21 protein-coding genes and 1 pseudogene are annotated in these 22,590 nt (G+C 42.6%); 3 read left to right on the forward strand and 19 right to left on the reverse strand.

Going from position 1 to position 22,590, the window contains the following annotated elements:
- Positions 1-82: 82 nt before the first annotated feature.
- The 10 genes from PCY07_RS00230 to PCY07_RS00275 all read right to left on the reverse strand — a co-directional run bounded on the left by PCY07_RS00230 (position 83) and on the right by PCY07_RS00275 (position 12,621).
- Positions 83-943: a helix-turn-helix domain-containing protein gene (locus PCY07_RS00230; RefSeq protein WP_195915815.1), complete on the reverse strand. Its 861-nt coding sequence runs from the start codon at positions 941-943 to the stop codon at positions 83-85.
- Positions 940-1,338, reverse strand: a complete 399-nt coding sequence (locus tag PCY07_RS00235; protein ID WP_301354927.1) for a Mini-ribonuclease 3 — start codon at positions 1,336-1,338, stop codon at positions 940-942. The genes PCY07_RS00230 and PCY07_RS00235 overlap by 4 nt, the downstream gene beginning before the upstream one ends.
- On the reverse strand, positions 1,331-2,674 hold the full coding sequence (cysS, locus tag PCY07_RS00240) for a cysteine--tRNA ligase (protein WP_301354926.1): 1,344 nt from the start codon (positions 2,672-2,674) through the stop codon (positions 1,331-1,333). Before cysS ends, PCY07_RS00235 begins: the two co-directional genes overlap by 8 nt.
- Before the next feature lie 20 nt (positions 2,675-2,694).
- Positions 2,695-3,561: a GNAT family N-acetyltransferase gene (locus PCY07_RS00245; RefSeq protein WP_301354925.1), complete on the reverse strand. Its 867-nt coding sequence runs from the start codon at positions 3,559-3,561 to the stop codon at positions 2,695-2,697.
- 12 nt (positions 3,562-3,573) lie between these two features.
- Positions 3,574-4,191, reverse strand: a complete 618-nt coding sequence (gene cysE / locus PCY07_RS00250; RefSeq protein ID WP_003013745.1) for a serine O-acetyltransferase — start codon at positions 4,189-4,191, stop codon at positions 3,574-3,576.
- Positions 4,192-4,215: 24 nt separating this feature from the next.
- Positions 4,216-6,438 carry a polyribonucleotide nucleotidyltransferase gene (pnp, locus tag PCY07_RS00255; RefSeq protein ID WP_301354924.1) on the reverse strand — a complete coding sequence of 741 codons (2,223 nt, stop codon included), beginning with the start codon at positions 6,436-6,438 and terminating at the stop codon, positions 4,216-4,218.
- 370 nt (positions 6,439-6,808) lie between these two features.
- Complete coding sequence (locus PCY07_RS00260) at positions 6,809-7,546, reverse strand: hypothetical protein (RefSeq protein ID WP_301354923.1); 738 nt, start codon at positions 7,544-7,546, stop codon at positions 6,809-6,811.
- Positions 7,547-7,564: 18 nt separating this feature from the next.
- Positions 7,565-8,890, reverse strand: coding sequence for a DUF6287 domain-containing protein (locus PCY07_RS00265; RefSeq protein WP_301354922.1), 1,326 nt, complete (start codon positions 8,888-8,890; stop codon positions 7,565-7,567).
- 78 nt (positions 8,891-8,968) lie between these two features.
- On the reverse strand, positions 8,969-11,608 hold the full coding sequence (locus PCY07_RS00270; protein ID WP_301354921.1) for an SEC10/PgrA surface exclusion domain-containing protein: 2,640 nt from the start codon (positions 11,606-11,608) through the stop codon (positions 8,969-8,971).
- 47 nt (positions 11,609-11,655) lie between these two features.
- Positions 11,656-12,621, reverse strand: coding sequence for a hypothetical protein (locus tag PCY07_RS00275; RefSeq protein WP_301354920.1), 966 nt, complete (start codon positions 12,619-12,621; stop codon positions 11,656-11,658).
- A gap of 329 nt (positions 12,622-12,950) precedes the next feature.
- Here PCY07_RS00275 and pepF point away from each other — a divergent pair, with 329 nt between their 5' ends.
- A complete protein-coding gene (gene pepF, locus PCY07_RS00280) occupies positions 12,951-14,741 on the forward strand; it encodes an oligoendopeptidase F (RefSeq protein WP_301354919.1) in 1,791 nt (596 codons plus the stop codon).
- A 41-nt stretch (positions 14,742-14,782) separates the two neighbouring features.
- On the opposite strand, the gene PCY07_RS00285 is transcribed toward pepF, so the two are convergent.
- Positions 14,783-15,172, reverse strand: a complete 390-nt coding sequence (locus PCY07_RS00285; RefSeq protein ID WP_061455680.1) for a nuclear transport factor 2 family protein — start codon at positions 15,170-15,172, stop codon at positions 14,783-14,785.
- Between the two features lie 148 nt (positions 15,173-15,320).
- On the opposite strand from PCY07_RS00285, the gene PCY07_RS00290 reads away from it, so the two are divergent.
- Positions 15,321-15,653: a helix-turn-helix domain-containing protein gene (locus PCY07_RS00290; RefSeq protein ID WP_156672094.1), complete on the forward strand. Its 333-nt coding sequence runs from the start codon at positions 15,321-15,323 to the stop codon at positions 15,651-15,653.
- An 11-nt stretch (positions 15,654-15,664) separates the two neighbouring features.
- Positions 15,665-16,455, forward strand: a pseudogene (locus PCY07_RS00295) (DUF2785 domain-containing protein).
- A 165-nt stretch (positions 16,456-16,620) separates the two neighbouring features.
- On the opposite strand, the gene trxA reads toward PCY07_RS00295, so the two are convergent.
- The 8 genes from trxA to PCY07_RS00335 all read right to left on the reverse strand — a co-directional run bounded on the left by trxA (position 16,621) and on the right by PCY07_RS00335 (position 22,588).
- The gene (gene trxA, locus PCY07_RS00300; RefSeq protein ID WP_023919472.1) at positions 16,621-16,935 is read right to left on the reverse strand and encodes a thioredoxin; all 315 of its coding nucleotides are present in this window, start codon (positions 16,933-16,935) and stop codon (positions 16,621-16,623) included.
- Positions 16,936-16,947: 12 nt separating this feature from the next.
- Complete coding sequence (locus PCY07_RS00305) at positions 16,948-17,172, reverse strand: DUF4649 family protein (protein ID WP_049498040.1); 225 nt, start codon at positions 17,170-17,172, stop codon at positions 16,948-16,950.
- A gap of 242 nt (positions 17,173-17,414) precedes the next feature.
- Positions 17,415-18,059: a CadD family cadmium resistance transporter gene (locus PCY07_RS00310; protein WP_156672092.1), complete on the reverse strand. Its 645-nt coding sequence runs from the start codon at positions 18,057-18,059 to the stop codon at positions 17,415-17,417.
- Between the two features lie 421 nt (positions 18,060-18,480).
- Positions 18,481-18,750 carry a 30S ribosomal protein S15 gene (rpsO, locus tag PCY07_RS00315; protein WP_003004251.1) on the reverse strand — a complete coding sequence of 90 codons (270 nt, stop codon included), beginning with the start codon at positions 18,748-18,750 and terminating at the stop codon, positions 18,481-18,483.
- 201 nt (positions 18,751-18,951) lie between these two features.
- The gene (locus PCY07_RS00320) at positions 18,952-19,380 is read right to left on the reverse strand and encodes a hypothetical protein (RefSeq protein WP_031576193.1); all 429 of its coding nucleotides are present in this window, start codon (positions 19,378-19,380) and stop codon (positions 18,952-18,954) included.
- 56 nt (positions 19,381-19,436) lie between these two features.
- Positions 19,437-20,165 carry a pseudouridine synthase gene (locus tag PCY07_RS00325; RefSeq protein WP_301354918.1) on the reverse strand — a complete coding sequence of 243 codons (729 nt, stop codon included), beginning with the start codon at positions 20,163-20,165 and terminating at the stop codon, positions 19,437-19,439.
- A gap of 2 nt (positions 20,166-20,167) precedes the next feature.
- Positions 20,168-21,319 (reverse strand): MFS transporter, encoded by a 1,152-nt coding sequence (locus tag PCY07_RS00330; RefSeq protein ID WP_301354917.1) that lies wholly within the window; start codon positions 21,317-21,319, stop codon positions 20,168-20,170.
- 105 nt (positions 21,320-21,424) lie between these two features.
- A complete protein-coding gene (locus PCY07_RS00335; RefSeq protein WP_301354915.1) occupies positions 21,425-22,588 on the reverse strand; it encodes an MFS transporter in 1,164 nt (387 codons plus the stop codon).
- Positions 22,589-22,590: the final 2 nt, after the last annotated feature.

The raw sequence follows: 22,590 nt of genomic DNA on the forward strand, positions 1-22,590 counted from the left end.
ACGTTTTACAAATCTATGGCAAGTCTCACAAAAAAGAAAAAGAGTTTTGTGCAAGTTGCACAAAACTCTGGATTGATTCCGTTTAAATCACATCTTGTAAAACTAAATGATAGCACAGGGCTAGATCTGTCAGATTTTTCAACTGAAGACCCGTCAACTCCTCCCACTTATCAATCTTGTATTGGAGCGAATTGCGGTGGAGATAGAGTTGCTGGGCCGCCTTGGTGACGACTGCCCCATTGTCCCAGAGGGCGACAATGATGTCTTGCAATTGATCTTGACTTTCAATCAACTGATGCAAACTTGCTTTGATTGGGGTCAGATCCAAATCGGCCTGCTCGATCCCCCACAGGTAGAGTTGAGAAAAGCGGTAAACACCTTGATGACCTTCTCGAATCCAAGCTCGAAAGACAGCCTGTTCTGCTCGGATGACAGGAGACACTTTCCCGTCTTTAGACTCGGTCCATACTTGACCGACCAGGATAGATAAACGAATATTGAAGTCATACTCCATGGCAGAGACGGTATCTTTTAAGATATCGGCCACAGGCAAAGTCTGATCTTGGTCCAGAATAAGCACATAATCTTGTCCGCTCAGTTGCAAGGTTGCTCGGAAGTTGGGCAAGAGTGTCTGCATCATCTCTAACCAAGAAGCTGTTCCTTCCGCTGTTGAATGCGAGAGGTGGCAATAGACGAGCTGTATTTTTTTGATAACTTGAGGGGCTTCTCCCTTTCCATCGATCAGGTATTGGTACCAAGGATTAGGGGCAACCTCTTCTTCACCGCCCAACCAGGAAATCAATTGTTTTTCTCGCTCGGTTAGCTCTTCTTCCTTCAGCAGCAACCATTGATGAGCCTGAAGGGGAATGGCTACATAACCAGCTGGTGGATTGGCTTGATCCGTCACCTCTGCATGAGGAAACCACTCTCTGATATTTTTCACTGCTTTGTTCCTTCTTCTACTTGCTGGATGCACCAGTCAATCAGCTCTTCTAGACGAGAGAGTTCCCCCGTCATATGGAGATAACCCATGACAGCCTCAAAGCCCGTCGACATCCGATAAGTCACGACATCGGCATTTTTGGCCTTGGTATGGCTATTGGTATTGCGACCGCGCTTGTAGATCTCCAACTCTTTTTCCGTCAGAATTTCTTGCTCCAGCATGCTTTCAATCAAGATGGCCTGAGCTCTAGCAGAGACATAGCGGGTGGCAGCCTGGTGAAGCTTATTGGGCTTGGTCATCCCTTGAAAAATCAGGTGTCTGCGAATATACATGGAATAGACCGCATCTCCCTCAAAGGCAAGGGCAATCCCATTGATTAGATTGACATCAATCACGTGTCCACCTTACACCTTCTTTTGTATCCAAGAGCTTGATTCCTTGCGCAGCCAATTGATCGCGAATGGCATCTGCTCGCGCAAAATCTTTCTTAGCCCGCGCTTCCTGACGTTCAGCGATCAAGGCTTCAATATCTGCATCCAAGACTTCTTCGACAAAGACCACTCCAAAGACTTCTAACATCTTGGTCAAGGCATCCTTGACGTCTTGATTGTAGTGACCAGAATTGATCCATTTAGCCAATTCAAAGACGACGGTAATCCCGTTTGCCGCATTGATATCTTCATCCATAGCCGCGATAAACTTGTCCACAAAGCCTTCCAAGTCTGCTGGATCCACTTCTCCTGTGAACGGTTGCTCATAGGTATTTTTCAAATACTTGAGGTTGGTCTCCGCATCGCGCACCGCTTTTTCTGTGAAGTTAATGGGCTTGCGGTAGTGCTGGGTTGCAAAGAAGAAGCGAAGCACTTGGCCGTCGATAGTCTTCAATGCATCATGCACAGTAATGAAGTTGCCCAAGGACTTGGACATCTTTACATTATCAATATTGACAAAGCCATTGTGCATCCAGTAATTGGCAAAAGTCTTGCCTGTTTTAGCTTCAGACTGGGCAATTTCATTAGTATGGTGTGGAAACTCAAGATCGGCCCCACCACCGTGAATATCAATGGTATCGCCTAAAATCCCCGTTGACATGACCGAACACTCGATGTGCCAACCCGGACGACCAGGTCCCCAAGGGCTGTCCCAAGAAATCTCTCCTGGTTTGGCAGCTTTCCAGAGGGCAAAGTCGACTGGATTTTCCTTGCGAGCTGTTTCCTCATCTGTCCGACCAGAAGCACCTAACTCCAAGTCTTCTAGGGTTTTATTGGCTAATTTTGCATAGTTGTGAGATTTTTCCACACGGAAATAGACATCGCCTTGGCTCTCGTAGGCATAGCCTTTTTCGATCAAGTCAGCGACAAACCGAATGATGTCATCCATAAACTCGACCACACGAGGGTGGCGGGTTGCAGGTTTCACGCCAAGAGCTGTCACATCCTCACGAAAGGCCGCAATGTACTTGTCTGCCACTTCCTGAGGTGTGATGCCTTCTTCTTTGGCACGGTTGATGATCTTATCATCCACATCTGTAAAGTTGGAAATGTAGGCAACTTCGTAGCCACGATACTCAAAGTAGCGACGAATCGTGTCAAAGGCTACCGTTGAACGGGCATTCCCTACGTGGATATAGTTGTAAACCGTTGGCCCACAGACATACATGCGGACCTTTCCTTCCTCGATGGGGATAAATTCTCGCAAATCACGAGACATAGTATCATAAATTTTTAACACGCTTCATTTCCTTTCTGTTTCTACTCTTTTGGGTTTAAATAAACCACCTGAGTCTGTGTGACAAAGCCAATCTTTTCATACAAGCGTTTGGCACTAACATTGCTATCTTCCACGGCAATCTGAAATGCCTTATCATTTTGCTCCATGAGTTGGTTGATGAGGGATTTTGCCAGATAGCTCCCGTAACCTTGCCCACGATAGACTTCAGCAATCGCAAGTCCATAAAGGTAATTGCATTTTCCAGACACATCGACCGTACAAACACCAATCACTTGACCTTCTTTGAGTAATATGTAAAGCAGACTATCAGGATCCTTCAAGGCCTCCGAAATGTATCTGTGGCTCACTTCTGGTGCTTCCACTTCATCTGAAAAGGTTTGGTGGTGGAGCTGGGCAATGGCTTCAAGATAAGAAGGTTCTGCCAAGAGCACATCGACATCCGAACGGGAATCTAATGCATAAGCGGTTCGATCACGTCCTAACCAGGTTTCAGTCTCTTCATCCTCGACCAGTCCCCAATTGCTGGCAAAATCAGGATGATTCTCTAAAAAAATACGCTCTGTCTGAAAAGTCACAGACTCAATTGGATAAGATGCCGTTTCTTTCTCAAAACTTCTATACAAAGCACGCGCAATTCCCTGACGACGATGATTAGGGTGGACCAGGATCGCCACATCCACATCTGGGTCATCCGCATAGACGGTTAATAGGCCAACAAGTTCATCTTTTTCATAATAAAGGAAAAAGGCAGGCATATCGGGGTCAAAATTGAGCATATTGGAGAGATAAGGATCCCGAAACGTTCCGTCATACTTCTGACAGATGGCAATAAGGGCCTTTGCTTCCAGTAGTTGGTGGTCATTCAATGTATTGGTTGATTGAATCACGTAGCGATCTCCTTACAAGCTCGAAGACCGATGGCTAGCTTCCTTAGCATGCTCCAGCTTGTTCATGTAGTATTCCCGTTTTTCTTCTTCTTGATGAATGACTGGTTCATCTTTTCGACCGTGCACCCGCACAATCTTGGCAGGAACACCGACAACGGTTACATCACTTGGTACATCTGAGACCACGACAGCTCCTGCTCCTACTTTGGCTTTTGCTCCGATTTCCACTGGGCCGATGACTTGGGCATGAGCGGAGACCAAGGCTCCTTCACGAACCGTTGGATGGCGTTTACCGACATCCTTCCCTGTTCCCCCAAGGGTCACCCCGTGGTAGAGCATGACGCCTTTTTCAACAATGGCCGTTTCTCCGATAACGAGGCCCGCTCCATGGTCGATAAAGACACCGGAAGCAATGGTCGCACCTGGATGGATTTCAATCTGGGTCCAAAAACGCCAGAACTGACTATGCATCCGCGCCAAGAGCTTAAATCCATGGTTCCACAAAAAGTGGGAAACACGGTGAGCTGCCAGTGCTTTGACGCCTGGATAGGTCAAAAGGACCTCCAGCGAGGTACGCGCTGCTGGGTCATTTTCTTTTACAATATCGATGGTTTCACGCCACCATCCCATACCGTGCTCCTCCTTTTCTAATGATTATTCTGAATCTTTTTGTGTAATAGTAAAGTCTTTTTTAGGTTTGTGGTCTTTGTTGTGGTGACGAGGACGATCGCCATGGCGATGAGTTTTTTCACCTTTTTCCTCGCTGTTTTCTGCTTTTGGCGGACGAGGGAGAAGAGCTTTCATAGAAGCATCGACACGACCTTTTTCGTCAATCTTGATAATCTTCACATCGACTTCATCACCGATGGCTACCAAGTCTTCGACACGGTTGGTGCGCGTCCAAGCCATTTCAGAGATATGAACGAGGGCATCCGTCTTATCAAAGAGGTTGACAAAAGCACCAAATTTCTCGATCCGAACCACTTTGGCATGGTAGACTTCGTCCACTTTGGCTTCACGAACCAAGCCTGCAATGATTTCTTTAGCACGGTTAATGGCAGCTTGGTCGCTCGAGTAGATAGAAACATTTCCTTCTTCGTCGATATCAATCTTAACGCCTGTTTCAGCGATGATCTTATCGATGGTTTCTCCACCCTTACCGATGACAATCTTAATCTTGTCCACATCAATCTTGATGGTATCAATTTTCGGAGCAGTTGGCGCCAATTCTGGACGCACTTCTGGAATAGTTGCTTCGATCACATCAAGGATTTCAAAACGGGCTTTCTTGGCTTGAGCCAAAGCTTCAGTCAAGATTTCTGCAGTAATCCCTTGGATCTTGATATCCATTTGAAGGGCTGTAATCCCGTCACGCGTACCAGCAACCTTAAAGTCCATGTCTCCAAAGTGGTCTTCCAAACCTTGGATATCTGTCAATACGGTATAGTTGTTTCCATCTGAGATCAGACCCATGGCAATACCAGCTACTGGTGCCTTGATTGGCACACCGCCCGCCATAAGGGCAAGCGTTCCCGCACAGATAGAGGCTTGAGAAGAAGAACCGTTTGATTCCAAAACTTCTGCTACCAAACGAATCGCATATGGGAATTCTTCCAAGCTTGGCAAGACTTGAGCAAGAGCACGCTCCCCAAGAGCACCGTGACCAATTTCACGACGACCAGGTGCACCGTAACGTCCAGTTTCCCCTACAGAGTATTGAGGGAAGTTATAGTGGTGCATAAAGCGTTTCTTGTACTCAGGATCCAAACCATCGATGATTTGCGTTTCACCCATTGGCGCCAAGGTCAAGACAGAAAGAGCTTGCGTTTGTCCACGCGTAAAGAGACCTGAACCGTGCACACGAGGAAGGAAGTCAACAACCGCATCCAAAGGACGGATTTCGTCGACCTTACGACCATCAGGGCGAACCTTGTCTTCAGTAATCAAACGGCGCACTTCTGCGTGTTCCATTTGTTCCAAGATTTCAGCTACATCACGCATGATCCGGTCAAATTCTTCGTGGTCTGCATATTTTTCTTCGTAAACGGCTGTCACTTGGTCTTTAACCGCTTGAGTCGCAGCTTCACGAGCTAATTTTTCTTCTACTTGGACTGCTTTTTGGAGGTCACTGTTGTAGGCTGCAATGATTTCAGCCTGCAATTCAGCGTCCACGTGAAGCAATTCTACTTCTGCTTTTTCTTTCCCAACTGCTGCTACGATTTCTTCTTGGAAGGCAATCAATTCTTTAACAGCTTCGTGCCCTTTCAGAAGGGCTTCCAACATGATTTCTTCTGACAATTCTTTAGCGCCAGACTCTACCATGTTGATAGCGTGTTTGGTACCAGCTACTGTCAATTCAAGAAGCGAGCGCTCTGCTTGTTCTTGCGTTGGGTTGATGACGATCTCCCCATCCACATAACCTACTTGTACTCCAGCGATTGGTCCGTCAAATGGAATATCTGAGATAGACAAGGCCAATGATGAACCAAACATGGCTGCCATTGGTGCAGATGCATTTTCATCGTAAGAAAGAACCGTATTGATGACTTGCACTTCGTTACGGAAACCTTCCGCAAACATTGGACGGATTGGACGGTCGATCAAACGCGCTGTCAAAGTCGCATCTGTTGAAGGACGTCCTTCCCGTTTCATAAAGCCACCAGGAAATTTCCCAGCAGCATACATTTTTTCTTCGTAGTTGACTTGAAGTGGGAAGAAATCCCCAGTTGCCATCTTCTTAGACATGACAGCTGCCGTCAAGACAGTTGACTCACCGTAACGTACGACAACAGCGCCATTTGCTTGCTTGGCAACCTGACCAGTCTCTACGATTAACTCACGACCCGCAAAAGTCGTTTGAAACACTTGTTTTGTCATTGTAATCCCCTTTGGATTGATAAAATTATACGACTTGCCTACAAAAATCAGGATACAAAGGGCGTGAAGAATCCCGTATGAAAATAGGAGATTGACGCAGTGTGCCACGCACACTAGGAAATCTATCTTTTTCACTAGGGATTTAGCCCGTGTTCAACTATCAAGATACCAAGCCGTCAAGCAACTCAACGAGATAGGAATTTCAACAGCATATCTGTATGTTATATCCTCATCTTTGTATCCAAGCACGTATACCTTTTATTTTAACATATTCAAGCCCAAAAGAAAAAGGCTTTGAGGGCCTTTTTCTTTGATTCTTCAGCAAGTTCTATATAAAAATTTTAGAGCTAGATATAGCTTCTGATTATTTTTACGATTTTGCGAATTCAGTGCTGTCGACATAAAAGCGTGTTTTATGTGTTCCACCCTTGTAGTCCTTATTGTTTCGTTTCAAGACAAAACGTCTGTATGGTTCAGAAGTTCCTTGGATGGTCGTCGTCACTTCAACCGAATCATCATTGATCACCCATTCATCCGGTGAAGGGATTTCCATCGGTGGCATCGCTCCGCCACGACCACCAGGTACAATTTCGTAGAAGGCCTTATCTTTTGTCGAATAGATCCAGCCGTCTTTCTTTTCATTTGTAAGCTGGATCAGCTTGTCTTGGGAAAGACTGCGGATAGAGTCCGATGTCTCTTCTGCATCCAATTTATCAATGATATCTTGCAACTGATAGGTTTCTGGCGTGTAGGTATTGTAGTAATCAATGAACATGTCTTGCGAGTAACCGTCAATCGCACCGTGATCATTGTTCAACTCCAGCAAGCGAGTCGGTTGCACCTGAAGCGAATAGGTCAAAGACGCACTGTTTTCAATAATCGCATAGATATCCGCTTGGTCCGCTTTTGACAAGGTCCCAATGGCTTCTTTATCATGTTCATCTGACTTATTTCCTTCTGTTTGTTCTTTTTCTTGGGCTTTGTCAGATGATTTTTTGACCGATGAAGTTCCTACCGGACTGTGCTTGCGCTCATAGCGTTTGGGAGCACAGGCTGCTAGGGAAAGCATGAGTACAGTAGCTAGTAGGTAGGTTCCAATTTTTTTCATGTTTGTCTCCATGTTCTCTTAGTCCACACGGTAGAAGAACGAGTCAGTATCCCAAATATATTGTTGCCCAACCCATATACGATCTTTTGATGTATCTGATGGATCACTATTCTGATCACTATCAGGCCTCATAGGTGTTCCTGCTGGCAAGAAAGAGATCGCAGCTCCACCAGCTGTATTTGGTTTTGAACTATGGATCCCCCCACTAATATAGCCGTGATCAGGATTAATTCTATCAACAACTCCACTACCATCTGTTACAAATCCTTTTCCTGTCAAACCATCTTTATCAAATTCCAGAACCCAACCTAGACCATTTTTCCAGGTTCCTGCAATACTTGAGAAATTTCCGTTCTGAATTTCTTGAATATTCATTCCGCTGCTTTTCTTACTTGAGCTCGCTGCTTTAGAACCATCCACACGCGTTGTGAAGTCAAGGGCGATCCAGCCTTGTCCAGATTCCAATTTGCCCCAAGTATGACCATCTGCCTCTACGGTTTCCGTAATGGTATGAGTCCCTTTTGCGATCATTCCTGCAGATGGGGCGGAAGTAGACGGTTCTTTTCGAATACGAAGGTTGGCTACGCTAACTTGTACTTGGAAGCTTCCTGATTTTTTCTCTTCTGCTTTTGCTGTTGATTTGGAACCCCCTGAACTATCAAACGTTTTCCAGTCTAGCTTACTGAGGTCTAACTTCTTGGCTGAAATTCCAAGAGCCTGTTCTGCTGTTTGATCCCCACCAATTTGAATGGTTGCTTTCTTTTCTTCCTTGGCCTCCCCTTTTCCTAGCGAATAAAGGCTCAATTCCATTTCTGGATTAATAGATTGCCAAGTGGCATAGACGATTTGTCCATTGTCAAAAACATCTAAGCTGGAGCGATAGCCACCCACCGCAGCTGTATAAGCTGTATGGAGCAATTCAGCTTTTTGACCCTTGAGATAATAGATTGCAGAAACATACTGTTTATTTCCAGTGTATTGATTAGACACCAAGAGCTCATCCACTCCATCTTGGTTCAAGTCTGTAAATGCATATTGGAAGGTAACCGGAGTTTCCAAGCGTTCCAAAGCATCTAGATAAGTGCTTTCTTCTGAACCAGCTGGCAATTTACCCAATTCTGCAAACAGGCCTGCTTTATCCCCATTTTTAAGAGCTGTATCATACTTAGCATACCGCTTCAAAACCTCTTGATAATACTTCTGACCTGTATCCTTCTTTTCTTTTTTGACAGCTGATGACGTTGCTGTCTTTGGTTTACTTTGGCGTTCATAGCGCTTCGGCGCACAAGCCACCAAAGATAAAACGGATGCACCCGCCAATAGTGAAATCATGACCTTTTTCATAAAAAATTCCCCATTTAACAATCTTTTTCTTAAAATTATATCATTTTAGGCTGGGTTTCCCCAGCCTAAATAGTGTTTTTATTTTGATTCGCGTTTGCGTTTCAATCCAGCAAGACCTAGAGCAGCCATTGCTAGCCCCATAAGTCCAAGTGCACTTGCAGATTCACCAGTTGATGGCAATTCTTTAGTGTTTGCTTGTTTAGTTTGAGGTACTGCTGGTGTGATTGCACCAGGTGTTACTGTTGCAGTTGGATTAGTTGTCTTCATCACTTTGTTTTCAGTTGGTTCATGACGAACTGGTTCGTTGCGACGAGTTTCGTTTTCGTGTTTGATACGTTCTTGTTCACGACGAATTGTTTCTTCCAATTGTTTTGCTTGAACGAGTTTTTGGTATGCTTCGAAGACACGTTTGTAATCTTCTTGAGACACTTTAGCTTTCAACTTCAATGCTTCGAGTTTTGCAATTTCCGTTTCAAGAATTGCTTTAGCTTCAGCTGTTTTAGCTTTTGCTTCAGCCAATACTTTTTCAGCTTCAGCAAGTTTCACAGGTGCATTCTTGAGCAATTCAAGATAATCTTTTGCGTCTTGTACAGCTTGTTCAGCTGATTTAACAGCTTGTTTAGCACGTTCAACTTGAGCTTTAGCTTCAGTCGTAGCACGACCTTTTGCTTTCAAATCGTTTTCAGCATCGATTGCTGTTTTAAGAGCAACTTTAAGAGCTTCTTCTTGAGCAATCAATTTAGCTTTAGCATCTTTCAATTCAGATTCGCGTTGCGCACGAACTTGTTGCAAGTTTGCAAGATTTGATTTAGCTGTTGCAAGTTCTGCTTTTGCAGCTTCGAGAGCTTTTGCTGTTTCATCGACTTTAGTTTGAGCCGTAGGTGTTTGTTCTTTAACTGCGAGAGCGTCATCGTATGCTTTTTGAGCTTTAGCGATAGTGTTTTGGGCTGCGTTTAAGGCTGTTTGAGCGTCAACTTGAGCTGATTTTGCAGAAGCAAGGTCATTTTCAGCAGCTTTAACCGCTTGGTCAGCGATCGCTTTCTTATCTTTAGCTGCTTGTAGTACTTGTTCTTCTTTTTCTACAGAAGCTGTCAAAGATGCTTTATATTCGGCATCCGTACTGATGTAATCAGCTTTATCCTGATTTGTAGACTGTCTTGTTGACAAGATGTGAAGTGAACCAGAACTTACGCTGATACCGATTCCAGTACCTTGAAGACTAATCAAGTGTTTAGTGTGACCATTTGATTGATCGCCGTCAGCAAACATCATTTGACGGATAGAACTAGCAATATCTTGTTTCAAGTTCAACATAGTGTATCCACCCATGTTTTCTTTATGCCATTCAGGTAAAAGTTGGCCAAGAGATTCTCTTGCACTATATTCAATTAACACATCAAATAGATGTTTAAAGTTTGTCAGTACTATCTCCGGAGTCCCACCATTATTCTTGTAAAAATCCGAATATTTTTTAGCAATATTATCTGCGAATTCTTGTCCTCCTACAGTCAATTGAAGAGGTGCAACTGTTTTGCCAGGTTCACGTTGTGACCAGTATTGTTGGTTGATGTCGTTCAACATTTGAGCGGCGAATTCAGCCAGTTCTTTACGTTGCGCCACTGTAAGGTTTGCAAGGTCGACTTTGTCTTTGTTTGTGCCGATACCTTTTTGATTGTAAGCAGCCCAATCAATTTGAGGTTGCAATTTCATATATTCATCTGAGTGAGAGATGAACCAAGCGTAGTCTGTGATATCGTGTTTTGCGTATTCTTCAGGAATTACGATTTTACGAAGAGCTTCGTCTTGTTTCAATTTAGCCAATTTTTCTTGATATAGAGCGTTTGCTACATCAAGAGCTTTTTGAGCCGCATCGACTTCAGCTTGAGCGACACCTGCTTTAGCTTTTGTTTCAGCGAGAGCTTTTTCTTTAGCTTCTACGTTAGCTTTTGCATCAGCGAGACCTTGTTCAAGAGCAGGGACGTTCTTTTTAGTGCGTTCTTTATCGAGAGCTGATTTTGTTTCATCAATTTTAGCTTGACGAGATGCGTCGAATTCTTTTGCACGAGTCAATTCGTCTTGAGCTGCTTTATTTACAGACTCTGCATCTTTCAGTTTATTTCCCGCAATCGTCACTGTCTCCTGTGCTCTGGTCAGTGTTGTCTCATTAAGAGCTTGTTCTGCCTTCTTCACTTCTTCCTTGGCTAATGCGACTTTTGCTTTTTCATCTTCTATTTTTTTAGTAGACTCTTCATAATTTTTTCCTGATTCGGCTTCTGCTGTCTCAGCTGATTTCACACCTTCTTCAGCCGTTTTTACACTTTCTTCAGCTGATTTCACACCAGCCTCTTTTGTTTTAATCGCATCTTCAGCTTTTGCAATATTTTCAGGAGTTGCTTCTTTCGCAGCTTCTTTTGTTTTCTCATAGGTTGCTGCTGCCGTTTTTTCAGCAGCTTCCGCTTCCTTGGCCTTTTGATCCGCTGCACTGACAACCTTTTCTTGTTCTGTTACCGTTTTAGCCGCAGCATCAGCTTGCTCTTTTGCTGTATCAACTGCCTCTTTTGTAACCTCAGCAGGATGATCGATATTTGAAACAGTTGCTGATGTCCCTGTCTGAGGTTGAGCAACTGACGCTTCTTCAGCTTGTACAACTGAAGTTACAGCAGTTGCAGCGATAATAGTAGCACTGATAGCAATACTTTTCTTTGTTGTTTTATTCATAATTATATTCCTTCTATTTTCTTCCCTACCTATTTATCCCGGATTTCTTATCTTCCATAACGAATATTCTCGAGTTCACTTGCTACAGCACGTGATGCAGCAGCTGCTTCTTGTGTTTCTGCAATTTGTCTAGCGCTTAAAATATTTGCATGTTCCTGAAGCTTGATCATTCGTTCTTGATTAATAATCTGCTCTTTTTCAAGTTCGATCATCTCTGCCTCAAATGCTCGACGGGCTGCTCGGTCTAAATATGTATCGTATAAATTAATGGCTTCCTTTATATTATCTGCTTTGAAATTATTAAACGCGTGAATAAGATAGTTCACTGCATCTAGTGCATAATAATCTTTAGGGTACCATCCTTGACCAATTGCTACAGCTTGATTTCGGAAATTTTCCATCAAACGTCCCTCTTGCTGATAGGCCAATTCTAATCGTTGATTTTCTGCAACCACTGCTTGGTAATCTCTTAAATGCTGTTCATTTTTATTACGAATACCTTTATTCACAAACGCAATCATTAGTTCCAGCTTGTTTTGAATGATGAAATAGGTGGCTACAATTGATACTCCAAGTAGAATTAATGTTATAGGATTAGGAGTCAAAAGCAAACGTAGAGGGAATACAAGTAAGATCCCTCCCATAATCAGTGTCGCCGGATAAATCCAGCTATCTTTTGAACCTTTCATACGACGATACAACAGAAATAAAAATCCTGATAAGAATATAACTTCAAAAATAATATCACCGATTAATCGATTCACAGCACCAAGTAAGATGACATACAATAAATCCCCTAAAAGTATAGCAATACTTGAAAATACCATAATTGAAAAAGCAAGCTTTAGGGATTTATGAGACAATGTGTTATCGCTATATTCATCTTGTTGAATCAATTTGGCTGTTCTCATTTGATTAACAAGTGTAACTTGACGTGAACGGGCCTGAATAAATCCCAATATATTCTCACGGATTAGTTCTAGTTTCGAAACAATTTCTTCTCTTGTTTCCATATATAACCTCCTCTATCACTAATTAGCAACATTTTACTAAAATTTTGAATATAAGAATTGCCACAAAAAATATCAAACAATTCTTATATTCTTTAGAGCCATTAGTGTTGAGTATTGCATGAAATGCAATACTCTGATGTACTTAGTATATCAGCAAAATTTCATTTCGCTTCCTACATAAATATAGTGGTTAGACTTATGTTTTTTAATCTTAATTTTTTTCCAGCTCTTTTCAAGATTTTTACACAAGCATTTTCCCCTCTCCCTCTATGTTTCTGCCCTTTTTTCTGCTATACTTAGTATAGTTATTTGATCAAAAGGAGAACACTATGGAATTAAAAAAACGTTCTGAATTTCCTGAGAAGGAACTCTGGGACCTCACAGCCCTCTATCAAGACCAAGAAGACTTCTTGCGTGCCATTGAAAAAACGCGCGAGGAAATTAATGAATTTGTCCGTAACTACAAGGGCAAGCTCCACACCTTTGAAGACTTTGAAGCTGCCTTTGCAGTCTTTGAACAAATTCAGATCCAACTCAGCCACATTGGTAACTACAGCTTTATGCCCCAAACGACGGACTTTGGCGATGAAGCTTTTGCGGAAATTGCCCAAGCAGGGATGGATTTCGAAACTTGGGCCAGCGTTGAACTTTCCTTCTTTGACGATGCTTTGGTCGAAGCAGATGAAGAAGTCCTTGAACGCCTGGGTCAACTCCCTCACCTCACTTTTGCCATTCGTCAGGCTAAAATCAAAAAAGCTCACTACTTGGGAGCTGATGTGGAAAAAACTCTGACAAACCTTGGTGAAGTCTTCTACGGACCACAAGATATCTATACCAAGATGCGGGCAGGTGACTTTGAAATGGCTGATTTTGAAGTAGATGGAAAAGTTTACAAGAATAGCTTTGTCACCTATGAAAACTTCTACCAAAACCATGAAAATGCGGAAGTCCGTGAAAAAGCCTTTCGTTCCTTCTCAGAAGGCCTCCGCAAGCACCAAAACACGGCTGCTGCTACCTATCTAGCCCAAATCAAATCCGAAAAACTAATCGCCGATATGCGGGGTTACGACTCAGTCTTTGACTATCTCTTGGCTGAGCAGGAAGTGGATCGTGCCATGTTTGACCGTCAGATTGACCTGATCATGAAGGACTTCGCTCCAGTTGCTCAAAAATTCCTCAAACACGTGGCCAAGGTCAACGGCCTTGAAAAAATGACCTTTGCCGACTGGAAGTTAGACTTGGACAGTGCGCTCAACCCAGATGTTACCATTGATGATGCTTATGACTTGGTCATGAAATCTGTGGCACCTCTTGGAGAAGAATACTCCCGCGAAATTGCCCGCTACCAAACCGAACGTTGGGTCGACTTTGCTGCCAATGAAGGCAAGGATTCCGGTGGTTATGCAGCCGACCCTTACCGTGTCCATCCTTATGTCCTGATGAGTTGGACAGGACGGATGAGCGATGTTTATACCCTGATCCACGAAATCGGACACTCTGGTCAATTCATCTTCTCAGACAACAACCAAAGCTACTTCAACGCCCACATGTCGACCTACTATGTGGAAGCTCCTTCTACCTTTAACGAGCTCCTCCTCAGCGACTACTTGGAACACCAGTTTGACGATCCTCGTCAAAAACGCTTTGCCCTAGCTCACCGTTTGACAGATACCTACTTCCACAACTTCATCACCCACTTGCTAGAAGCAGCCTTCCAACGCAAGGTCTACACCTTGATCGAAGAAGGTGGTACCTTCGGAGCTAGCAAGCTCAATAGCATCATGAAGGAAGTCTTGACCGAATTCTGGGGAGACGCCGTTGAAATCGATGATGACGCAGCATTGACCTGGATGCGCCAAAGCCACTACTACATGGGGCTTTACAGCTATACTTACTCAGCTGGCTTGGTTATCTCAACAGCGGGATACTTGCATTTGAAGAACTCCGAAAACGGAGCTAAAGATTGGCTAGACCTCCTCAAATCAGGTGGCAGCAAGACCCCACTTGAGTCAGCCATGATCATCGGAGCAGATATCTCGACTGACAAACCACTCCGCGATACCATCCAATTCCTTTCAGACACTGTGGATCAAATCATTGCCTACAGTGCTGAGTTATGAGTATAAGCAAAAACAGATTGGATTTTTCCAATCTGTTTTGCTTATCCCCAAAAGCTATCTTCTTCAGCTTGATCTGAAGAGAAAAGCCAAACTTCTTTGATTTTCCCGTCTTCAATACGGAAGAGGTCAATCCCGTTCATATTGAGTTCAGTACCATCAGCCCGTGTTCCAAGAAAAGTAACATTAGCTGCGACAAAATCCTTATTATCAGAAACCCAATTTGTTATCACCTTAAAGGTTCCATTAGTTTTCTCAGCAAATGTAGCTAGGTGAGCTCCTAGTTGGTCCTTACCAACAACTGTACCAGATATACTATGAGTACCAGGTTGATGCCAGACAATATCGTCTGCCATCGTTTCAAAGACACCCGGAAAGTCACCAGCAATTAAAGCTTGGTTATAAGTATTGAAAATTTCTAAGTTTGTTGACATATCTATTCTCCATTTCATTTTTATGATATAATTTTAACAGTTACAAACAAAAAAACAAGTAGACACTTTTTTGATAGCTGGTATCAAAATCAATACTATTGTTGCTACTAAAGGATAAATTTTTTTAAAAATAGAAAGAAGATGTTTTATGCCAAATAAAGTGAGTGAGTATGGTATTTGTCCATTTGCGACAACGCAGAGGGTTTTAACAGGGAAATGGGCACTGGTAATCATTTATCAGTTGAGTACGGGTACTAAACGATTTAAAGAATTGCAAAGATTATTGCCTGGGATTACTCAAACTATTTTGACACGTCATCTCCGTCAATTAGAAAAGGATAAGATTGTTCAACGAAAGGTCTATGCGGAAGTTCCCCCACGAGTTGAGTACAGCTTAACCGAAATGGGGCAGAAATTCAGAGTTGTCTTAGATGCTGTTGAGAACTGGGGTCTGGATTATATCAAGTTGCTAAAAATGTAGAGGTATTGACCATGTATCAAGAGTTACTTAGAAAAATAACAGAAGAAAAACCAAGCTTTAGTCAAGAAGAAATCCAGTGGTTGCTAGAACATTTGGGAGATCCCTCGCCCGAAATTCGCGATGATCTCGTTTTTACCAGCTTGGCCAGAGGGATTCAAGAAGAACTGTTTACACAGGAACAATTTCATTTCATTGCTGAGACGATCTCATCCAATGAAGGAGTAGAAAAAGAGATTGATAAGATTGGGCTATCAACACTTGAGCGTTCTTTTAAAGCCCTTGTTTATGCCAACCTCCTATCTGCAGATGCCAATCCGCAATCAATTTTTTATCAAAGATTAAAAGCCGATATAAGATATATTTTACTGGATCAAGGTTTACATTATCTTGAAAAAGAAAAGGATACAACAGGTTTTTCCAGTCAGTATGGTTGGGTTCACGCTTTTGCGCATGGAGCTGACCTCTTGACAGAAGTGGTTTGTCATCCTGGCTTTCCTAAAAATAGAGTACTTGACGGATTGGACATACTTGGCCAAATCTTTAAAAGAATTTCGATTCGTTTTACAGATGATGAGGATTGGCGCTTGGCGAGAGTGCTTTATGAACCTATTTACAGGGAAAGTTAGATCAAGAGCAGGTAGCTTCTTGGATAAAAGCTGTTGATTTCCCAATAGAAGAAAGGGAAGACTTTTATAAATTTTCCAACTTCAGATCCTGCCTATTGGAAGTCTATGTCCAACTCGACCAGAGAAACATTTTACAAGCTGACTTGAAAGAAGCTATTCAATCTTTTCAATACTAATGGTGACACAGTGAATGTAAAACTCACCAAAAATTTCAAGTTACTGTTCTCGAAACAAAAGAATAATTGATGATAAAAGAGCCTTGTTCCTCATTTAAAAGAACAGGGCTCTTTCTTTGAATATAAAATAGCACTCCTATCTTACTATTGGGAGTGCTATTAATTTTAACTCAACTCAGCCACAATGGCCTTAATTTGTGCTGCGGTGTGTACACCTGCTACTTGTTTGACAACTTGCCCATCTTTTTTAAAGAGCAAGGTTGGGATGGACATAATGCCGAAAGCACGCGCTGTTTCAGGATTTTCATCCACATCCATTTTCAGGATTTTTAACTCATCTTCCGAAAGTTCTTCCGATAATTTTTCTAAGATAGGAGCTTGCATGCGACATGGGCCACACCAGGTTGCCCAAAAGTCTACCAAGACTAATCCTTCTTTAGTTTCTGCTTCAAATGTTGCATCTGTAATTGCTTTTACCATTGTTTTTCTCCTTTAGTTTTTGTATTGATCGAGGTCTTGCTTCATCAAATAGAAGAAGACATCTCCGTAAGTGCCTTGGTAATCGAGTTCGTGCCCATTATAGGTCAATTTTTGTACAGGATAGTAATCCGCTACACCAATCAAGCAGGTCTGTTGGGATCGTTCAAACTCTTCATAGGAATCAAAATGCATGACTCTTTCATGTTTTGCACCATCTAGATATGTAATTTCAATCATATCAGTAACCTCTATTTCTTAAGATGTATCCATTGTAACTCCGTTCATTACATCTGTCAAACAAAACGACTTCCTCAGAATGATGGATCTTGTGCGATAAGGAAAAGACAATAAAACAGCTCCCTGAATTCAGAGAGCTGTTTTGAGCTCGGGCGAAAATCTTGGTGAAAACAAAAAATCTCCCCGAAGGGAGATCGATCTGGTTTATTTTACCTTACGATGCTAGGAACCGAAGCCGAAGATTATACTGGATAAAACCGTTCTAGAAAAGGCGACGAACTGAAGATTGTAGGCTCTATCGTGCCATTTTCATACATGATGTATAGTCCAAGTGTAATGAATACTAAGGGCACAACGATTCGCTCATATTTTTCAATTGTCTCGGATATTAACGGCATAGAGGATAGCACACGACTAAGCTCGCAAAAGATAATTATGCCGATTGCAAACACAAGCAACGCCACGAGTGTCTGTGACCAATCTAACGAAGCAAAATAAGGTATATAGATACCTAAATTATCTCCGCCAGACGCAATTGTCAGCAATGTAACTGTCCAAAACAGTTGATTTGCCTTGCTTTGTTCAAATCTTTCAATAATTTCTTCCTCTTCTTCCTCACCTTCTCCAACAATTGCAAAGCGAATCCCTAAATAGATAGGGATTAAACCAAGCAATCCAACCATCCATGCTTCAGGCACGAAATTGACGACATAAGCAGCAACTAAACTCGCCCCTACAAGTAAGCCTGTGCCTAGATATTGCCCCGCATAAATATGCCATTTCTGTTTATTCTGTGATAGCTGTGCAAATAAAATAATTAAAATAATTAAATAATCGATACTGGTGGAAATATAAACACCAATAGCAGATATGATTGTCTGTCCCATAAAAAAACTCCTGTATTAGTCAGTAATAAATCAGCAGATTTTAGGGAAACACAGACACATTAATTTAGCTATCGCTAGTGGGTAATGTCGAACGTAGGAAAGCATTTTACTCCTCCTCAAAACGTAGTTACAAAGTATTTTCTAACTGGAATTCGGTGACTACTTCCATGTAAAGTATAACCCACTATACTTTACTTCGTAAAGTGTGGACTCTACGAGGGGGCTTGCAGACTGCTACCATTTGAGGTTTTTGTAGTCTCCAAAATTGTGGCCGATAAAACTCAATAAAAAAGCCCCCTGAATTCAGAAGGCTCCATTCTTGCTGGATAAAACGTTTCTAGACAAGGCGCCGAGGCGAAGATTGTACTGATGGTACATCGAGGCGAAGTCAACGAAGTATAGAAACGTTTTAGACGCAAGATTAACGACGAAGTCCAAGAGAGTTGATCAACTCACGGTAACGGTTAACGTCGTTTGTACGAAGGTAAGCCAACAAGTTACGACGGCGACCGATTTTCTTCATCAAACCACGGTAAGTAGCGTGGTCTTTTTTGTGTTGTTTGATGTGTTCGTTCAAGTGGTTGATTTCCCAAGTAAGGACAGCAACTTGTACTTCTACTGAACCAGTGTCACCTTCGTGACGTGCGTATTGTGCAATGATTTCATTTTTTTTCTCTTTTGAGATTGCCATGATAAGCTCCTTTTCTTTATGCTCTATCCGAGTGGCAGGTTTGGCATATCCTGCTACCAAGAAAGAGTTAGTTGTCTATTCGACCTTCTTATTCTATCAGGATTGATCCCGTTTGTCAAACAAATAGAAAATACAGTAGCTTGATGATTTTAAAAGTTAGTTTGTACATAAACTTAAGCAAGAAAAAACATCTCCATAATATCAACTCACTCGTTGGATATCAAGTAACCCTATTGTAGAAAGCTTAGACAGATCCCCTTCGTCAATACCAATATCTTTCCTCATCGCAATGAGTAATTGAAAATATTTAGTATTTTGATCCTCTTGTGAAGTGCAACCTCCCCATGTTTGAATATATTCATTTAACGTATAAACTACTTCCACACTGCCAATCATGTTTACTATATTTATTTTAGAAATAATTTGTTCAAAATTAACTCCTGGATTCTTCAACACTATTGTTAATAGATCTATTAATTCTACATAGTTTTGTAACTTAATATTTCTATTGTCTTCTTTTAACTTATTTTTATTTTCAATTTTCTTATTTATCATATTAGGAACAATTGAAATCAATGCACCAACAATAACTGGCATTAAAACTATAAATAAATTATTAAAGTAATTCACTACAAACTCCTTATATATTGTAATTATCCAATTTTTAACTTTAACATTGTACTAACTTAAAGTTTGATCCCAAATATACTGATAGATTTCAATTCAGACTCATTCAGCCGTCTCCAGTCCCCAAGCTCTAAATTTGGATCTAGCCTTAGAGGACCCATAGAGATCCGCTCTAAATCCACTACTTCCTTGCCACAGGCAGCGACCATGCGCTTGACCTGATGGAATTTTCCTTCTGCAATTTCAATTTCGACATAGGAACTGGCGCTTGCCTCATCCACCTCTAAGATCTGCAATCTCGCAGGCAAAGTCGTGAAGTCTTTGAGGGCAATACCTGCTTCAAAACGGGCCACATCTGCCTCATCCATGATCCCAGCCACCTGGGCACGGTAGACCTTCGACACATGCTTCTTCGGTGAAAGCATGGCATGGGCGAGCTTCCCATTATTGGTCAAAAGGAGCAAGCCATGGGTATCGATATCTAGGCGCCCGACAGGAAAGACTTCCTTGTGACGGGCTGTCTCATCCAGTAGATCCAAGACAGTTTGGTGATGGTCATCCTCAGTCGCTGAGATGACTCCAGCTGGTTTATTAAGCAGATAATACACAAAGGTTTCATGGACCAGATTTTCCCCCATAAAGGTCACCTGATCCTTGTCTGGATCAATCTGTAGCTTCCCTGCTGTCTCTTTTTTTCCATTCACTGCGATTTTCTTTTGCTTGAGAAGCAGCTTGACCTCGGTCCTACTCCCCACGCCACAATCCACTAAAAATTTATCTAGCCGCATGATTACTTCCCGCTCTTTCGCACAATCCAAAGGCCAAAAAAGGAAATCAGGATCATGAGGATACCAGAAAATCCAAAAATAAAGGCTGGAGCAGATGAGATAGTCCCTAATAGACTAAGGACAAAGGTCGTTGCGATCGAACCTGTACTACATCCCAAAACCGCAATGGATGTTGCATGGCTCAAGACCCCTGCTGGCATCTTATCTGATAAGACATTGTAAACTGTTGTAAGAGCTACACTGTAGGCGAAGCCAGAAGCGATGGTTACAAGGGCAAGAATCAAGAGATTTGGAGAGACGCCGATCAACAGTTGGGCCACACCAAAAGCTACACCCGAAACCAATAATAAACGATCGCGGAAGAGCTGGGTCAAGGGCGAGAAGGCTAAACCTGCCAAGATCCCAACAAATTGCATGGCTGCTAAAATAATCCCAGCAGTTTGGGCAGTACCATGCCCTACTTGCTCGACCACACTTGGAATCCGAACGGTGATCATGACATTGGACAAGACGATCGACGCCGCAACGACTGCTAAGCCGAGCGCTGTCCGCCATTGTTCCCCCGTCATCTTAACATCCCGGTGTTTTTCCTCCACTGCTTCCGTCATAGATCCATATGGCACAAATAAGAGATACAAAAGTAAGATTGGAATACTGATACCGTAGACGAGAAAGGCAGCCTGCCAGCCAAAGCGAATCAAGAGACTCACTCCAAAGGTCAAAACAGCCGTCCCAACAACCTCTGCAGAACCCCGAATGCCAAGTGTTTGGACACGTTCTTTTCCTTTATAGCGCTCACTGATAATGGCAATGGCAGAAACATTGAGCAAGCCAACCGCCATCCCGAAAATAATCCGAGACAAAAAGACAACCGGATAAGCTGGACTGATTAAGGGAATAAAGCCACATAGAGCGTAAGCGACTAGGCCTGTCACAATCATCTGACGCTCTGAAAAAAGGCGCCCAATCCATTTATTGAAGATGAGTGAAACCATGATCCCTGCAGAAGGAAGCGAGACCAAGAGCTCAATCATGCTGTGAGGAATTCCCTTGTAATAGGCAAACATGGCCGACTGCGCACTCGAAATCGAAAACGAGGTCGTCAAAATAAATGAAAGCGCGAGAATACTCACTTTCTCCATGATTCTTTTCATTATTTTTTCCTTTAAACTATTCTTTTTTTCACACTCCTCCTATAATAACACGAGCTAGTGACAGGACGCAATCAATTGAATTAAAAAAACGAAATGATTTCTCAATCATTTCGTTCGTGCTAGTAATTGTGAGGCGAAGACTCCTGTTAGGAGCATCAAAGCACCAATCAAGACAAAGAGCAGATGATTGGAAGGAGCTAGTGGCGTCACCAACTGGATGAAGAAAGAAGAGACGGCTGATCCAAGATTGCAGCCAATCAAGACAAGCGAGGTCGCAAGGTTCAGGAGATTAGTCGGAATTTTTTCAGATAAGTGATAGAAGATACTGGTTACTCCCGTACTGTAGGTAAATCCTGCCAAGAGGGTTCCTGGAACTAGGCTCCACAGCTGTCCAGACAAGCCAATCAAGGCTAAAGCTAGACCGAAACCAAAGCACATGATCATGAGCAAGTTCTTTTTGAAAACATGTGTCAAACTAGCAAATCCCACTCCCGCTACAATCCCTGTCAATTGCATCAGACTTAGGACTGTTCCAGCTGTTGTCGCCGTTCCCATACGAGCGTCAACAATGATATCTGGCACGCGCAGGCTAATGATGGAATTGAAACAAATGATGATACCAGCAATCACAGCTAGCATCAGACTAAAACGCCATTGAGGGGAGCGAAGGCGTGCAGAACCTTTCTTTTTCTCCTTCAAGCTAGCCTGTTTTTTCCCCTTAGGATAGGGGACAAAAAGGATATAGAAGAGTAAAATCAAGTAACCACCTCCATATACAGCAAAGATCGCTGGCCAGCCTAGGGGTAAGAGTTGTCCAACAATAAAAGTCAAGATGGCAGAGCCCACCACTTCAGCAGACCCCCGATAGCCCAGCATCCGAGTCTTGTCATTGCCTGAGTAGCGTTCACTGATAATCGAAATAGCCTTGGCATTGATCATTCCTGTCCCCAAACCAAAAACCAAACGACTAAGAAAGATGAGAGGATAGTCCTGCACGACCAAAGGCACAAGGCCACTAGTTGAAAAGAGCAAGAGCCCTGCGACAATCATCTGGCGCTCACTCATCCATCGCTCGATCAGGCTATTTAAAAAGAGCATGACCACAACCGCAAAGGCCGGCAGGGAAACCAAGAGTTCCACCTGGCCTGCTGAATATCCGAATTGGCTAAAATAGGCCTTCATAGCTGGCAAACCGGCTGTAATTGAAAAGGATGAGATCAGCATGAGCGACAAGCTCAAGAGACTGATTCTTTCCATTGTTTTTTTCATTT

The organism is Streptococcus sp. SP1, assembly GCF_030440005.1.
In the GTDB taxonomy this organism is placed as follows: Bacteria; Bacillota; Bacilli; order Lactobacillales; family Streptococcaceae; genus Streptococcus; species Streptococcus parasanguinis.

What these genes read in the sequence shown, in the direction of transcription:
- PCY07_RS00270 (WP_301354921.1), bottom strand. Translation starts at nt 11,608, where the DNA reads ATGAATAAAACAACAAAGAAAAGTATTGCTATCAGTGCTACTATTATC.
- rpsO (WP_003004251.1), bottom strand. Translation starts at nt 18,750, where the DNA reads ATGGCAATCTCAAAAGAGAAAAAAAATGAAATCATTGCACAATACGCA.
- PCY07_RS00265 (WP_301354922.1), bottom strand. Translation starts at nt 8,890, where the DNA reads ATGAAAAAGGTCATGATTTCACTATTGGCGGGTGCATCCGTTTTATCT.
- pnp (WP_301354924.1), bottom strand. Translation starts at nt 6,438, where the DNA reads ATGACAAAACAAGTGTTTCAAACGACTTTTGCGGGTCGTGAGTTAATC.
- PCY07_RS00275 (WP_301354920.1), bottom strand. Translation starts at nt 12,621, where the DNA reads ATGGAAACAAGAGAAGAAATTGTTTCGAAACTAGAACTAATCCGTGAG.
- PCY07_RS00310 (WP_156672092.1), bottom strand. Translation starts at nt 18,059, where the DNA reads ATGGGACAGACAATCATATCTGCTATTGGTGTTTATATTTCCACCAGT.
- PCY07_RS00325 (WP_301354918.1), bottom strand. Translation starts at nt 20,165, where the DNA reads ATGCGGCTAGATAAATTTTTAGTGGATTGTGGCGTGGGGAGTAGGACC.
- PCY07_RS00260 (WP_301354923.1), bottom strand. Translation starts at nt 7,546, where the DNA reads ATGAAAAAAATTGGAACCTACCTACTAGCTACTGTACTCATGCTTTCC.
- trxA (WP_023919472.1), bottom strand. Translation starts at nt 16,935, where the DNA reads ATGGTAAAAGCAATTACAGATGCAACATTTGAAGCAGAAACTAAAGAA.
- cysE (WP_003013745.1), bottom strand. Translation starts at nt 4,191, where the DNA reads ATGGGATGGTGGCGTGAAACCATCGATATTGTAAAAGAAAATGACCCA.
- PCY07_RS00330 (WP_301354917.1), bottom strand. Translation starts at nt 21,319, where the DNA reads ATGAAAAGAATCATGGAGAAAGTGAGTATTCTCGCGCTTTCATTTATT.
- PCY07_RS00305 (WP_049498040.1), bottom strand. Translation starts at nt 17,172, where the DNA reads ATGATTGAAATTACATATCTAGATGGTGCAAAACATGAAAGAGTCATG.
- PCY07_RS00335 (WP_301354915.1), bottom strand. Translation starts at nt 22,588, where the DNA reads ATGAAAAAAACAATGGAAAGAATCAGTCTCTTGAGCTTGTCGCTCATG.
- PCY07_RS00285 (WP_061455680.1), bottom strand. Translation starts at nt 15,172, where the DNA reads ATGTCAACAAACTTAGAAATTTTCAATACTTATAACCAAGCTTTAATT.
- pepF (WP_301354919.1), top strand. Translation starts at nt 12,951, where the DNA reads ATGGAATTAAAAAAACGTTCTGAATTTCCTGAGAAGGAACTCTGGGAC.
- PCY07_RS00290 (WP_156672094.1), top strand. Translation starts at nt 15,321, where the DNA reads ATGCCAAATAAAGTGAGTGAGTATGGTATTTGTCCATTTGCGACAACG.